The sequence below is a fragment of the Microbacterium sp. ZW T6_19 genome (genome assembly GCF_044987465.1).
Lineage (GTDB): Bacteria > Actinomycetota > Actinomycetes > Actinomycetales > Microbacteriaceae > Microbacterium > Microbacterium natoriense_A.
In genome coordinates, this window is the sequence record NZ_JBJDRH010000010.1 from 20,403 (window position 1) to 34,257 (window position 13,855).

General features: G+C 67.7%; 15 protein-coding genes. 11 read left to right on the forward strand and 4 right to left on the reverse strand.

Features of this window, described 5'->3' with window-relative positions; genetic code table 11:
* Window positions 1-111 precede the first annotated feature (111 nt).
* Both ACI3KT_RS14805 and ACI3KT_RS14810 read left to right on the forward strand, forming a co-directional pair.
* Window positions 112-498: an Rv3235 family protein gene (locus ACI3KT_RS14805; RefSeq protein WP_045259292.1), complete on the forward strand. Its 387-nt coding sequence runs from the start codon at window positions 112-114 to the stop codon at window positions 496-498.
* A 39-nt stretch (window positions 499-537) separates the two neighbouring features.
* On the forward strand, window positions 538-2,022 hold the full coding sequence (locus ACI3KT_RS14810) for a sensor histidine kinase (RefSeq protein ID WP_292905343.1): 1,485 nt from the start codon (window positions 538-540) through the stop codon (window positions 2,020-2,022).
* A 107-nt stretch (window positions 2,023-2,129) separates the two neighbouring features.
* Here the strand turns inward: ACI3KT_RS14810 and ACI3KT_RS14815 are convergent, their stop codons facing one another.
* Window positions 2,130-2,378 carry a WhiB family transcriptional regulator gene (locus ACI3KT_RS14815; RefSeq protein ID WP_067198513.1) on the reverse strand — a complete coding sequence of 83 codons (249 nt, stop codon included), beginning with the start codon at window positions 2,376-2,378 and terminating at the stop codon, window positions 2,130-2,132.
* A gap of 233 nt (window positions 2,379-2,611) precedes the next feature.
* On the opposite strand from ACI3KT_RS14815, the gene ACI3KT_RS14820 reads away from it, so the two are divergent.
* Window positions 2,612-2,998 carry a hypothetical protein gene (locus ACI3KT_RS14820; protein ID WP_307295941.1) on the forward strand — a complete coding sequence of 129 codons (387 nt, stop codon included), beginning with the start codon at window positions 2,612-2,614 and terminating at the stop codon, window positions 2,996-2,998.
* Between the two features lie 14 nt (window positions 2,999-3,012).
* On the opposite strand, the gene bcp is transcribed toward ACI3KT_RS14820, so the two are convergent.
* From bcp to aroA, 3 genes are read right to left on the reverse strand one after another with little or no spacing between them, the layout of a single operon-like run.
* Window positions 3,013-3,486 (reverse strand): thioredoxin-dependent thiol peroxidase, encoded by a 474-nt coding sequence (gene bcp / locus ACI3KT_RS14825; RefSeq protein WP_292905335.1) that lies wholly within the window; start codon window positions 3,484-3,486, stop codon window positions 3,013-3,015.
* Between the two features lie 9 nt (window positions 3,487-3,495).
* Entirely contained in the window at window positions 3,496-4,569 is a 1,074-nt protein-coding gene (gene rsgA / locus ACI3KT_RS14830) for a ribosome small subunit-dependent GTPase A (protein WP_292905333.1), read from the reverse strand.
* Window positions 4,566-5,891, reverse strand: a complete 1,326-nt coding sequence (gene aroA / locus ACI3KT_RS14835; RefSeq protein WP_307295947.1) for a 3-phosphoshikimate 1-carboxyvinyltransferase — start codon at window positions 5,889-5,891, stop codon at window positions 4,566-4,568. Before aroA ends, rsgA begins: the two co-directional genes overlap by 4 nt.
* Before the next feature lie 72 nt (window positions 5,892-5,963).
* Here aroA and ACI3KT_RS14840 point away from each other — a divergent pair, with 72 nt between their 5' ends.
* From ACI3KT_RS14840 to ACI3KT_RS14875, 8 genes are all read left to right on the forward strand, one after another.
* Window positions 5,964-6,626 carry a sigma-70 family RNA polymerase sigma factor gene (locus ACI3KT_RS14840; protein WP_373426284.1) on the forward strand — a complete coding sequence of 221 codons (663 nt, stop codon included), beginning with the start codon at window positions 5,964-5,966 and terminating at the stop codon, window positions 6,624-6,626.
* On the forward strand, window positions 6,623-6,868 hold the full coding sequence (locus ACI3KT_RS14845) for a zf-HC2 domain-containing protein (RefSeq protein WP_292905329.1): 246 nt from the start codon (window positions 6,623-6,625) through the stop codon (window positions 6,866-6,868). Before ACI3KT_RS14840 ends, ACI3KT_RS14845 begins: the two co-directional genes overlap by 4 nt.
* Before the next feature lie 33 nt (window positions 6,869-6,901).
* On the forward strand, window positions 6,902-8,206 hold the full coding sequence (locus ACI3KT_RS14850; protein ID WP_404905214.1) for a GNAT family N-acetyltransferase: 1,305 nt from the start codon (window positions 6,902-6,904) through the stop codon (window positions 8,204-8,206).
* Window positions 8,207-8,382: 176 nt separating this feature from the next.
* Window positions 8,383-10,047 carry an ABC transporter substrate-binding protein gene (locus ACI3KT_RS14855; RefSeq protein WP_404905217.1) on the forward strand — a complete coding sequence of 555 codons (1,665 nt, stop codon included), beginning with the start codon at window positions 8,383-8,385 and terminating at the stop codon, window positions 10,045-10,047.
* Window positions 10,048-10,085: 38 nt separating this feature from the next.
* Window positions 10,086-11,084: an ABC transporter permease gene (locus ACI3KT_RS14860; RefSeq protein ID WP_292905323.1), complete on the forward strand. Its 999-nt coding sequence runs from the start codon at window positions 10,086-10,088 to the stop codon at window positions 11,082-11,084.
* Window positions 11,077-12,060 carry an ABC transporter permease gene (locus tag ACI3KT_RS14865; protein WP_292905321.1) on the forward strand — a complete coding sequence of 328 codons (984 nt, stop codon included), beginning with the start codon at window positions 11,077-11,079 and terminating at the stop codon, window positions 12,058-12,060. Before ACI3KT_RS14860 ends, ACI3KT_RS14865 begins: the two co-directional genes overlap by 8 nt.
* The gene (locus ACI3KT_RS14870; protein ID WP_404905219.1) at window positions 12,057-12,914 is read left to right on the forward strand and encodes an ABC transporter ATP-binding protein; all 858 of its coding nucleotides are present in this window, start codon (window positions 12,057-12,059) and stop codon (window positions 12,912-12,914) included. The genes ACI3KT_RS14865 and ACI3KT_RS14870 overlap by 4 nt, the downstream gene beginning before the upstream one ends.
* Complete coding sequence (locus ACI3KT_RS14875; protein ID WP_404905222.1) at window positions 12,911-13,768, forward strand: ABC transporter ATP-binding protein; 858 nt, start codon at window positions 12,911-12,913, stop codon at window positions 13,766-13,768. The genes ACI3KT_RS14870 and ACI3KT_RS14875 overlap by 4 nt, the downstream gene beginning before the upstream one ends.
* Window positions 13,769-13,855: the final 87 nt, after the last annotated feature.

A 13,855-nucleotide genomic window follows, 5' to 3' on the forward strand; every position in this document is an offset into this window, starting at 1 on the left:
CGACCTCGCAGATGCATGTACGAGTTATCCACAATGATCGCCGCTGCGGCTCACAGCGGCCTCGGTGCGTGTTGTACTGGCGGCAATCTTCCCCGACGGAGAGCACAGACGATGACGCTTCACGAGTATTTCGCACCGCAGCCGACGCCCCGCGCAGACCTGCCGGATCCCGTTCCGCTGCTGCGCAGTCTCACCCAGGGCGTTCTCGAAGTGCTCGCCGGGGTCAGAGAAGTCGATCAGCTCGCCCGCTGGTTCAACGAAGACGCCTTCCGGAGCCTGGTGACCAGGGCGAATCTGTCGGCGAGGGCGCGCAGTGCGAGGGGGGTTTCGCCTGCGCGCCCGACTTTCGAGATCCGGTCTATCCGCACCTCCGACCCCGCCGACGGCGTGGTCGAAGCCGTCGTGATCGTGGCAGGGCCCGGTCGGACGCGCGCGGTGGCGATCCGCCTGGAGGGCCTCGATCGGCGCTGGCGCGCCGCATCTCTCGCGGTGCTCTGAACCGCCGGAGCCGAGACGCGCCCCCAGTAGGCTTGGGGGGTGTCAACACTCAGTGATCTCGCCCAGGCCCAGGGCCGCCTGACCGACAGCGATGTCGAATGGCTTCATCGACTCGCCGGCGACGGTCAGCTCCTCGCAGACCTCGCGTCCGCGGACATCGTGGTCTGGATCCAGACCGACGACGGCTCGTTCATCGCGGTGGCGCACGCGCGTCCGAGCGGTGCGGCCACCCTGTTCTACCGCGACATCGTGGGGGAGCGGGTGCGGCCGCAGTGGCGCACGCAGGTGCAGGGCGCGTTCGAGTCGGGGGAGATCGTCGATTCGTCTTCTCCCGACTGGTTCGAGGAGACTCCGACCAGAGTGCGTGCCGTTCCGATCGTCAACGAGCGCAGGGGATCGGACGAGCCTGCGTCGGTCATCGGCGTGGTGACCAGGCACACGAACCTCGGCGAGGCGAGGACGCCCTCGCGTCAGCAGATCACCTTCGACGAGTGCGCGAACGACCTGTTCCGCATGATCGCTGAGGGGAGCTTCCCCGATCTCGCCGCACCCACGTCACCGCGCCGCGGAGCGCCGCGCGCGTCAGACGGTCTCATCCGCATCGATGTCGACGGCATCACGACCTTCGCGAGTCCGAACGCCCTGTCGGCCTTCAATCGCATGGGCTTCGACGATGAGCTCGAGGGGCAGTCCCTCGCCGAGGTGACGACACGTCTGGTGCCACCCTCCCGTCAGGTCGACGAGTCGCTTCCCGTGGTCGTCACCGGACGCGCTCCGTGGCGCACCGACATCGAGGCGCGGGGAGTCACGGTGTCGCTGCGCGCCATCCCGCTGAAGGACCACGGCACCCGCATCGGTGCGATTCTGCTCTGCCGCGATGTGTCGGAGCTGCGTCACCAGGAGCAGGAGCTCATCACCAAGGATGCGACTATCCGCGAGATCCACCACCGGGTGAAGAACAACCTGCAGACCGTCGCATCGCTGCTGCGCATCCAGGCGCGTCGCACGCATTCCGAGGAGGCGCGCGACGCCCTCACCCAGGCGATGCGTCGTGTGGACGCGATCGCGGTCGTGCACGACACGCTCGCCCAGGGGCTCGCGCAGAAAGTCGACTTCGACGAGGTCTTCCACCGGGTCCTCAAGCTCGTCGCCGAGGTCGCGTCGGCGCCGAACACGCGTGCGCGCACGCAGTCGACGGGCCGCTTCGGGGTCCTGCCGAGTGAGTACGCGACGCCGTTGGCTCTCGCGCTGACCGAGGTCGTCACGAACGCCGTCGAGCACGGACTGGCCGGCAAAGAAGGCGTCGTCACGATCGACGCCAGCCGAACGGAGGAGAACCTGCATGTCACGGTGATCGACACCGGCAGCGGCCTGCCCGAGGGCCGTATCGGCCAGGGACTCGGCACTCAGATCATCCGCACCCTCATCCAGGGCGAGCTCGGCGGCACGATCGAGTGGAAGGGCAGCGAGGGAGAGGGAACCGAAGTCGTCATCGACATCCCGCTGCGCTGGCTGAAGAAGTGAGCCGAGGCAGGTGCCGGTCGCGACAGCCGACCGGAACCTGCCTCGAATCTGATCGACAAGAAAACGGCCCGGGATCCAGAGGATCTCGGGCCGTTTCGTCGTGCAGGTCAGGACGCGCGGCGGGCGCGTGCGGCGCGGCGCTTCAGGGCGCGGCGCTCGTCTTCGGAGAGGCCTCCCCAGACGCCCGAGTCCTGGCTGGTCTCGAGGGCGTACTGCAGGCAGATCTCGGTCACCGTGCAGGTGGCGCAGACGGACTTCGCCTTCTCGATCTGGTCGACGGCCGGGCCGGTGTTCCCCACGGGGAAGAAAAGCTCGGGGTCGACAGTCAGGCAGGCGGCTTTGTCGCGCCAGTCCATGGGGGCTCCTCGGTGTGGATTTCATGAGATGTCGCTGAGCGACGTCTCGGATTGGGGCGGCAGATCGGGGTTCAGCTACCCTGTTCAGATGCGGGCGGATGCCCGCTGTTTGTGATGCGAGCAGAAAGCCCGCCCCACGCCGCTGTGGGAGCACATGACTTTGTCTATTCTGTTACATGAATGTTTCGAAATCAAGACTTTTCCTCCTTCTCATTCGATTCCCAGGAGACATCGTGCGTGCACCAGGACTCGCTCTCGCGGCGGCAGCCGTGCTGGCCGTCGAAGGGGCGGCGCTGATCGTGTTCGCGCTGATCGAGCTGTTCGGAGTCGGAGCGGGCGACGCATCGTCGTTGCCCACCGCCCTCGCCCTCATCGTGCTGACCCTGATCGGCGCGGTCGCGCTGCTCGCATTCGCATTCGGCGCGCGAGCCGGACGATCGTGGGCGCGGTCGGGGGGGATCGTGTTCCAGGTGCTGGCCGTCGCGATCGCGTTCGCGGCGCTGACCGTGCAACCCGTCGTGTGGCCGTTCGTGCTCGGCGTGGGGCTGCCGGGCGTCGCGGGATTCCTGCTCCTGATCGCGAGCGCGAGAGCTGAAGGCGGACGCGCCCCCGAGGCCTGAGCCGCCGGCGGGCGTCAGGAGTCGATGCCGAGGAGCTTGCGCAGGCGTGCGACGTGCCCTGTTGCCTTGACGTTGTAGAGCGCGAGCTCGATGATTCCCTGCTCGTCGAGCACGAAGGTCGAGCGGATGACGCCTTCGATGATCTTGCCGTAGTTCATCTTCTCGCCCCATACCCCGTAGGCCGTGTGCACGGAATGGTCGGGGTCGCTCAGGAGCGTGAAGGTGAGACCGTCGCGGTCGCGGAACTCGGCGAGCTTCGCCGGCTCGTCGCGGGAGATCCCGATCACGCGGTAGCCCGCGCCCTGCAGCGACGAGATGCTGTCGCGGAAGTCGCACGCCTGCGTGGTGCAGCCGGGTGTCATCGCCGCCGGGTAGAAGTAGAGCACCGTCTTCTCGCCGCGGAGGTCCGCCAGGCGGACGGTGCCGCCGTCCTGGTCGAGCAGGGCGAAGTCAGGGGCAGCGGTTCCGGGTTCCAGTCGCACAGTCACCTGCACAGCCTACCGGCCGGGTGTCTGCTCGGCCTTGTCCGCGAAGGTCTGCAGCAGCCGCTGAAGGGAGTCGAGACGGGCACGTCCCGTTTCGCCGAGCTCGCCGCGCTCCGCGGCCTCGATGAGTGCGCAATCGGGGGCGTCGGCGAGGTGGGTGCAGCCGCGCGGGCAGTCTTCGGCGATGAGGGCGAGTTCAGTGAAAGCCGCGAGGATGTTCTGCGGTTCGACGTGCCCGAGTCCGAAGGAGCGCACACCGGGCGTGTCGATGACCCAGCCGCTGCCCGCAGGGGTGCGATACCGGAGTGACACGGTCGACGAGGAGGTGTGCCGCCCGCGCCCCGTCACCTGGTTGACGTGGCCGGTCGCGCGCCCCGCGCTCGGCACGAGCGCGTTCACGAGGGTGGACTTGCCGACGCCGGAGTGTCCTACGAAGACGGTCGAGTGCCCGATCAGCGCGGCGCCGATCTCGTCGAGCGGCATGTCGCCCGTGGCGCTCGTGAACACGCGGAGGGCGTCGAGCCCGTCGAAGTGCTTCAGGAAGTCGGACGGGTCGGCGAGGTCGGTCTTGGTCACGACGAGGAGAGGGCGTATGCCTGCATCGAGCGCCGCGACCAGGTAGCGGTCGACCAGTCGGGCTCGAGGCTCCGGGTCGGCCGCGGCGACCACGACGAGCATCTGGTCGGCGTTGGCCACGATGACGCGCTCGACCTGATCGGTGTCGTCCGCGCTGCGCCGCAGCAGGGACGTGCGCTCCACGATGCCCACCATGCGGGCGAGCGTGCCTTCGTCGCCCGAGGTGTCTCCGACGACGCGGGCACGATCGCCGGTGACGATCGGCGTGCGACGCAGCTCACGCGCGCGGGTGGCGGTGATCGTGCGCTCCTCGGGGGTGTCCTCGCCCATCAGCACCGAATAGCGCCCGCGGTCGACGCCGAGCACGCGGCCGATCCGGGCGTCCTCGTGGGCCGGACGCCGTTTCGTGCGCGGCCGATTCGCCTTCGGATTGGGGCGGGAGCGGATGCTCGACTCGTCGTACTCGTCGAAGTCGTCGTCGAGTTCGTCGTCGTCGTTGAGCCAGCTCACGCGGAGTCGCCTCGCAGCATCCGCTCCCAGAGCAGGGTGAACTCCGGGAGGGTCTTCGCGGTGGTGCCGATGTCGTCGATCTCGACTCCCGCCACCCGGAGGCCGATCAGTGCACCCGTGGTGGCCATGCGGTGATCGTGATACGCGGCCCACGTGCCGCCGTGCAGCTCCCGGGGGATGATGCGCAGGCCGTCCGGCAGCTCTTCGGCTTCGCCGCCGAGGGCTCGCACGTTCTCGATCAGCGCCGCGATCCGGTCGGTCTCGTGCAGTCGGATGTGCCCGATGCCGCGGATGGTCGTCGGGGCGTCGGCGAACACCGCAAGGCCCACGAGCGTCGGTGTGAGTTCGCTGGCGGCCGACAGATCGAGGTCGACGCCGTGGATCCCGCTGCCGGCGCGTACGGTGAGCGTGCCGCTGTGACGGCCCACGTGGGCGCCCATGGCCTGCAGGATCTCCGGCAGCAGATGCCCAGGCTGCGTCGAATGCACGGGCCAGCCCGTCACCGACACGGCGCCGCCGGTGACGAGGGCGGCGGCGAGGAACGGTGCGGCGTTGGAGAGGTCGGGCTCGATCGCGATCTCCTTGGCGCGGGGAACCCCGGCTTCGACGAGCCATTCGCCGGTCGCAGGCCGTTCGATGCGGATGCCGCGGCGGCTCAAGGCCTCGATCGTCATGTCGATGTGCGGGAGGCTCGGCAGGTGCTCACCCGTGTGGACCAGGTGCAGACCGACGTCGAAACGGGGGGCGGCGAGAAGCAGCCCTGAGACGAACTGGCTGGAGGCGGAGGCGTCGATCTCGACGCGCCCGCCGCGGATGCGCCCGTGACCGCGGATCGTGAACGGCAGGGCCCAGGTGCCCTCGTCGTCGATGTCGACGCCGAGGTCGCGCAGAGCGCTGATCAGGCCGCCCATCGGGCGATGCAGCGCAGTCTCGTGCGCCGTGAGGTGAACATCGTTCTGTGCGAGCCCCGCGAGAGGTGCGATGAAGCGCATGACCGTACCCGCCTGTCCGCAGTCGATCGTCGTGCCGCCTCCGAGCTTCGCGGGGGTGACGACGAGGTCGGGGCCGAACTCGCTTCCGGCATCCACCTCTTCGATGCCGACGCCGAGAGCGCGCAGCGCGTCGACCATGCGACGCGAGTCGTCCGAGTGCAGCGGCGAGATCAGCCGGCCGGGGCCGTCGGCGATCGCGGCGATGATCAGCTCGCGATTCGTCAGCGACTTCGAGCCGGGGATCGTGACCGTGGCGCGCACGGCGCCCTCGGCGGCGGGCGCGGCGTAGACGCCCTGGACGAGGGGAGGGGAATACCTGTTGGCGCTCATCGGTTCCCACTTTAGTGAACGCGGATGCAGGCCCGACGGATCGGGACCGGCATTCGCCGAGAAGGAGAGAGCATGCTCGCAACGCTTGAGCGCGAGTCGGTCGACCTCAGCGTCCTAGACTGGCCGGTGATGGATGACACCGCAACCGCAGACACGGTCAGCGACCCTCGGCGCGAGTTCGAGGAGCAGGCGATCCCGTACATGGATCAGCTGTACGCCGCTGCCATGCGCATGACGCGCAATCCGGCCGACGCCGCCGACCTCGTACAGGAGACCTTCGTGAAGGCATACGGCTCATGGGCCACCTTCACGCAGGGCACCAATCTCAAGGCGTGGCTGTACCGGATCCTCACCAACACGTACATCAACATCTACCGCAAGAAGCAGCGCGAGCCGTTCCAGGGCACGATCGACGAACTCGAGGACTGGCAGCTCGGCGGCGCCGAATCGACGACGGCTTCGCACAGCCGGTCAGCGGAGGCGGAGGCGATCGACCGGATGCCGGCATCCGTCGTGAAGGACGCTCTCCAGGCCGTGCCGGAGGATTTCCGGCTGGCTGTGTACCTCGCGGACGTCGAGGGATTCGCCTATCAGGAGATCGCCGACATCATGAAGACCCCCATCGGCACCGTGATGAGCCGTCTGCACCGTGGCAGGCGGATGCTGCGGGAGCTGCTGGCCGACTATGCCGTGGAGCGGGGCATCGCCGCGGCTGACACGAGGAGCAGGAAATGAGCGACTGCGGCTGCAACAAGGCGCGTCAGGATCTGGAGGAGTACCTCCGCAACGAAGTGTGCAAGACCGAGCACACCGAGATCCGCGAGCATCTCGAGAGCTGCCCGTCCTGCCGGGATGAGGCTCTCGTCGCGACCACCCTCACCGAGGTCGTCGCGCGCGCCTGCAAGGAGACGGCTCCTGAGGAGCTCCGCGACCAGGTCTTCGCGCGACTGCGCGAGGTGCAGGCCGCCCAGCACTGATTCGGCGTCGCACACCGTCAGTAGGGTGGAGGCATGACCTCCCTCGATGCGCGCGCTGTTCCCGTCGATGCCGTCTCCGCCGAGACTCTGGCCGCAGCCGGATTGGACTATCGACTCGCCGATCTGAGCGATGAAGCGACCGCGCAGAGCTACCAGCGCGCGGTCTCGCGGGGATTCCTCGGTGATGAGCCCGACGCGCAGGCCCTGGCGTTCGGGCAGGCGCCGTTCCAGGCCAGGCGCAACGCGGCGGTGTACGACCCGGCCTCGCCCGCGGCCGACTTCCCCGTCGCGACCGTGAACTCCTGGGTGACTCCGCTCACGGTGCCCGGCGGCGCCGCCGTCGACATGTGGGCGATCAGCGTGGTGACGGTCGCGGCGACCCACCGCCGCCGCGGGATCGCGCGCGCCCTGCTCGAAGGCGAACTGCGTGCGGCCGCCTCGGCGGGAGTGCCCGTGGCCGGCCTCACGGTCTCCGAGGCCACGATCTACGGGCGGTACGGATTCGGGGCCGCGGTTCCCACGGTGCGACTCGACATCGACGCACGTCGGGCCGGCTGGGCGGGGCCGACGCCTTCCGGGAGGATCGAGTACCGCGAACGAGAGCAGCTCGCCGATGATCTGGCTGCGGTTCATGAACGCGCACGGCTGCGCCGCCCGGGGCAGATCCCCGGGTGGCGGACGCGCTGGGAGGGGTTCGCGGGACTGTCTCCCTCCGACACCGAGCGCGACAGGGTGCGCGGCGTGCGGTACCTCGACGACGAGGGCGAGCTCCGTGGCGTGCTCGTGTACACGCTCTCCGAGAAGGGCGGTTCCTTCCGCTTCGGTCTGCACGTGCGGATGCTCGTCGCCGAGACGCCGGATGCCACCGCGGCGCTGTGGCGCTTCGCGCTCCAGCACGACCTGGTCGACGACGTGACCGCCGATCTGCGTCCGACGGACGACCCGCTTCCGTGGCTCGTCGCCGACCCGCGCGGTGTCGTGCAGACCGTGCACGACCACGGCTGGCTGCGCATCCTGGACCTGCCGACTGCTCTCGCCGCGCGACACTGGTCTGCTCCGCTCGACACGGTGCTGCGTGTGGAGGATCCGCTCGGCTTCACGGCGGGGGACTGGCGTCTGCGAATCGACCAGTCGGGCGCCGCCGTCGTCGAGTCCGCCGCGGATGACGCCGTCGACGCCCGGCTCGGCGTGGCCGCGCTGTCGGCTCTCTACGCGGGCGGAGTCTCGGCTTCCGCACTCCACGGTGCCGGACTGATCGACGCCGACCCCGGAGTCGTAGAGCGCCTCGACCGGGCGTTCGCGTCTTTCCCCGCCCCGTCGCTAGACATCTGGTACTGAGCGGCTCCTGCGTCGCACCGGGCGGCGTCAGCCCCGCGTGGTGCTCAGAAAATAATCTTTACAAAATAATCGGAAAGGTCTTTACCGGAAAGAACCTTTACTATAACCTCGCTTCGAGACGGACTTCATCCGCTCTGCTCGACAACAGTCAACGAAGCCCTTGAGACGAGGTTCCCATGCTCGACAACCGCTGGAGGAAGACCCTTCCTCTCGTCGCCGGCGCCGCCGCGCTCGCGCTCGCGCTCGGCGGATGCGCCCCCACCGGCGACAGCCCGTCCGCAGATCGACCCCTGCGCATCTGGTCGGGGTCGATGACCCCCATCGCGAACAACTTCAACCCGTTCGCGGTCGACACGGCCACGCACATGACGTACGGCGCGATCTACGAGCCGCTGTTCTTCTTCAACCAGCTGTCCGCAGACGACCCCGTCGGCCTCATCGGGGACTCCTACGAGTTCAACGCCGACGGCACAGTGCTCACCATCAAGATCAAGCCCGACCTGAAATGGAGCGACGACAAAGACCTCACCGCCGAGGACGTCGCGTTCAGCCTCGGGTACGCGTCCAACCTCGACCCCGACATGGTGTCGGCCGACGCGACAGACGCGACGACCGTCGTGGTCACGTACAAGACCCCGAAGTTCACGTCCACGTCGATGATCCTCGGCTCCACATGGATCATCCCCGAGCACATCTGGGCCGACATCACCGACGTCCTCGCAGAGACCAACCCGAACCCGATCGGCTCGGGCCCGTACAAGCTCAAGGCATTCACGGAGGCGGCGTACACGCTCGAGGCGAACCCGCTGTTCCGCGAGGGCGAACCCGATGTCAAAGAGGTGCAGGACGTCGGCATCGACTCGAATCAGTCGTCCGAGGATCTGTTGAAGACGGGCAAGCTCGACTGGGTGGGGCAGTTCGTCGCGAATCCTGACGGGATCACCTCGAACGGGCACATCAGCACGATGAATCAGCAGCAGGACCCGACGGTGATCACGACGTGCGCCGACGTCTCCCTCGGCTGCGAGGGCGCGCAGACCGACCTCGCAGTGCGGCAGGCGCTGAACGTCGCGATCGACCGCGGCGCCATCACCGACAAGGCGTTCGCGGGCCTCTCCGGAGTCGCCTCGCCGAGCTTCGCCCTGCTGCCTCGCGACGAGAAGTGGCTCGGCGATGCCGAGCTCGCCGAGAGTCCGCAGGAGGCGGATGCCGCTGCTGCGGCCGAGATCCTCGAGGCTGCGGGCTACACGAAGGACGATGACGGGTTCTACGGCAAGGGCGGGACGCCGATCGAACTCGATCTCTTCTCGCCGGACGGGTGGACGGACTACAACGACGCAGCCAAGCTGATCAGCGCTCAGGCGGCGAAAGCGGGCATCCGTGTCAACGCGCGCACGGTCTCCGAAGCCGAGTACTGGAGCCAGGTCGCGAACGGCCAGTTCCAGCTCGCGCTGTACGGTCTGACGCAGTCGCTCGTGGCCGATCCCTACTCGAACTACGACCAGTACTTCGCCACGCCCGCCACCGCCGAGGTCGGACAGACCCCCGAGAAGGGCCAGAACTACGCCCGATACACGAACCCGGTCGTCGATGCCGCGGTCGTCCAGGCCGGCAGCACTCTTGACGAGGCCACGAAGAAGGCCGCGTACACGACGATCCAGACGGAGATCGCGCGCGACCTGCCGTACATCCCGGTGGTGCTGAACGCCTCGCAGTCGTTCTTCAACACCTCGGACTTCACCGGATGGCCGACCACCGACGACATGTACGCGGCGCCGCTGCCGTATCTGTCCACGGCATCCGCCGTCGTCCTGACGCACCTGCGTCCGGCGAAGAAGTAGGGAATTCCCGTGGATCGATCCCTGGAGAGGAGGATGGCATGAAGTTCTGGATCCGCCGCATCGTGTTCTATCTCGTGACGCTCTGGGCAGCCATCTCCCTCAACTTCCTCCTGCCCCGCATCCTGCCGGGTGACCCCGTCGCGATCATGTTGGGAAAGCTCCGCCGCGGCGGACGTCAGCTGTCGCAGGAGACGGTCGACGCCGTCACCGCACTGCTCGGAGGCGACAAGGGATCGAGTCTGTGGGAGCAGTACCTCGCCTACTGGGGTCGGATGCTGCACGGTGATCTCGGCGTCTCCTCGACCCGATACCCGACCCCGGTGGGCGAGCTCATCGGCCAGGCGCTGCCCTGGACGGTGACGCTCGTGGGAGCGGCCACCATCATCTCGTTCGTCCTCGGCATCATCGGCGGGGCGTGGGTGGGCTGGTTCCGCGGCACCTGGGTCGACCAGTTCGTGCCGGTCACCACCTTCCTGCAGTCCGTTCCGTACTTCTGGCTGGCGCTCGTTCTGGTGGCCGTGTTCTCGGTGCAGCTCGGGATGCTGCCGATCATCGGCGCCTACGACGTGTTCGAGTATCCGTCGGGGCCGGAATGGAGTCTGCCGTTCTTCGGAAGCGTGTTCGTGCACGCTCTGCTGCCCGCCGCGACGATCGTCATCTCTTCGGTCGGCGGCTGGCTCCTGGGGATGCGCAACATGATGGTGCAGACCATGGCCGAGGACTATGTGCTCACGGCCGAGGCGAAAGGGCTGAGGCCGTCCCGCATCCGCAGCGCCTATGCGGCACGCAACGCGTCGATTCCGAGCCTGGCAGGATTCGGGATCGCGCTGGGCTTCGTCGTGGCCGGTTCCATCGTCACCGAGCAGGTCTTCAGCTATCCGGGCATCGGCAAGCTGATGATCCAGGCGGTGCAGGGACTCGACTACGCCCTGATGCAGGGTGTGTTCCTGGTGATCACGCTCACGGTGCTGGCCGCCAACTTCCTCATCGACCTCCTGTACGGCTTCATCGACCCGAGAGTGCGACGCAATGGCTGATCTCCTCACGGCGCCTGCCGACACCACGCACGCGTTGGCGGTGTCACGAGCCCGGCGGACCCTTCCCCCTCTGTCGGGCAAGCTGATCACCGGCATCGTCATGATCGCGGCGATCGTGGTGTTCGGTCTCGTGGGCCCGCTTCTCACGCTCGATCCGCGGGACGCGGGCTTCGATCCGCTGCTGCCGCCGAGCCTCGCGCACCCTTTGGGCACGACGAAGCTCGGCTACGACGTGCTCGCCCAGGTCGCTGTCGGCACGCAGGGGTCGTTGTTCGTCGGCGCGGTCGCCGGTGTCGTCGCGCTGCTGCTGGCCCTGATCTTCGGTGTGCTCGCCGGGTACTTCGGAGGGGCGCTCGACGAGATCCTGATGCTGCTGACGAACATCATGCTCGTGATCCCCGGTCTGCCGCTCGTCATGGTCATCGCGGCCTACGTGCAGCACACCGAAGGGCTCGGAGCGCTGGCTCGCAGTTCGCTGCTCGTCGCGCTCGTGCTCGGGATCACCGGATGGGCAGGGTCGGCGGTCGTGCTTCGGGGCACGGCCCGCTCGTTGCGGACACGCGACTACGTCGCCGCCTCCGTGGTCGCTGGGGAGCGGCCGATGCGGGTGATCTTCGTCGAGATCCTGCCCAATCTCGTGCCGCTGCTGGCGGCCCAGCTCATCTTCGGCGTCATCTTCGCGGTGCTGGGGGAGGCCGGTCTTTCCTATCTCGGTCTGGGGCCGACGGGATCGATCACGCTGGGGACCGTGCTCAACGATGCGCAGACGGGCCAGGCCGTCGGCAGCGGCGCGTGGTGGTGGTTCGTGCCGCCGGGCGCGATCATCGCGCTGATCGGTACGGGGTTGTCTCTCATCAACTTCGCGATCGACGAGATCGTGAATCCGAAGCTCCGGCTGGCGCCCGCCGCGGCCCGCCGCCAGCGCCGTGCCCGTCGCTCCGGGCGAGGCATCGGCGGAGAGGAGGCCATCGCATGAGCGTTTCCGAGGCCGTTCTGACGGCGCGGAATGTATCGATCGAATACGAGGTGGATCCGCCTGTGCAGGCCGTGCGAGACGTCTCGCTGACCCTGAATCGCGGTGAGATCCTCGGACTCGCAGGAGAGTCCGGGTGCGGGAAGACGACGCTCGCCTATGGGGTGAACCGCCTTCTCAAGGCGCCGGCGCTCATGACGAGCGGGTCGATCACCTTCCACGACCGCTCAGGGATCGACATCGACGTCGTGGGTCTCGACGGAGAGGGTCTGCGGGCGTTCCGGTGGGACAAGATCTCGATGGTGTTCCAGGGAGCGATGAACTCTCTGAACCCCGTGATCGACGTGCGGGCGCAGATCTTCGACATCTTCGACACGCATCGTCGGGGGATGTCGCGGCGGGACAAGCAGGCGAGGGCGGAGGAGCTGCTCACGCTCGTCGGGGTCGACCCTGCTCGATTGTCGTCGTTTCCCCATGAACTCTCCGGTGGCATGCGGCAGCGCATGATGATCGCGATGGCGCTGGCGCTCGACCCGCAGGTGATGATCATGGACGAGCCGACGACCGCGCTGGATGTCGTGGTGCAGCGTGGAATCATCCGAGAGATCATGCGGCTGCGGGAGCGTTTGGGGTTCGCGGTGATCTTCATCACGCACGATCTGCCGATGCTGATCGAGATCAGCGACCGGATCGCGGTGATGCTGCAGGGGCAGATCGTCGAAGAGGGCACGGCGGAGGAGATCTACCGAACTCCGAAGCACGAGTACACGAAGCGGCTGCTCTCGAGCTTCCCGTCCCTGACAGGTGCGCGGGGTGATTTCGTGCGTACGGGTGCGAGCCAGGAGGGCGTTCGATGAGCATGAAGACGGCAGCAGGGACATCACCGGCCTTGGAGGCGCGGAACCTCGTCAAGGACTTCCATCTGCGCTCCGGCTTCCGCACCTCATCGCTGCACGCGGTCAAGGACGTGTCGTTCACGGTGGCGGCGGGGAAGACGGTCGCGCTGGTGGGGGAGTCGGGCTCGGGGAAGTCGACGATCGCGCGGATGCTGATGAAGCTGGAGACGCCGACATCGGGGCAGATTCTGCTAGACGGGAAGGCGACGGGCAGACGAGGGCGAGAACTGGCCGCGTATCGGTCCGAGGTTCAGATGGTGTTCCAGGATCCGTTCGCGTCCCTCAACCCGTTCCACACGATCGTGCACCATCTGGAGCGTCCGATCCGCCTCCACCATCCGCGGCTGACGGGGGCTCAGGTCCGCGAGCGGGCTCTCGAATTCCTCGAGCGGGTGCGCCTCTCCCCGGCCGAGTCGTTCGCAGATCGACGACCGCACGAGTTGTCGGGCGGGCAGCGGCAGCGGGTGGCGATCGCGAGGGCGCTCGCCCCGGGGGCGCGATTCATCGTGGCCGACGAGCCCGTGTCGATGCTGGACGTGTCGATCCGGCTCGGAGTGCTGAATCTGCTCGCCGATCTTCAGCGGGAAGAGAACCTCGGCGTCCTGTACATCACCCATGATCTTGCGACCGCCCGCCACTTCAGCGACGAGATCATGGTGCTCTACAAAGGCGACGTCGTCGAGCGGGGCCCCGCGGACGAGGTCATCCTGAACCCTCAGCACGACTACACGAGGACCCTTCTCGCCGCCGCACCCGAACCCGAGAATCTCGGACGTCTGCGCGACGAGGTCCGCGCCGAACTCGGCGGCCTCTGACACCGCACCGATTCGAATCGTGCCGACGCCCCGCCTTCCTCCCGAGGGCGCGCCGCTCGAGCGACTCGCAGTACACCCACCAGCAGC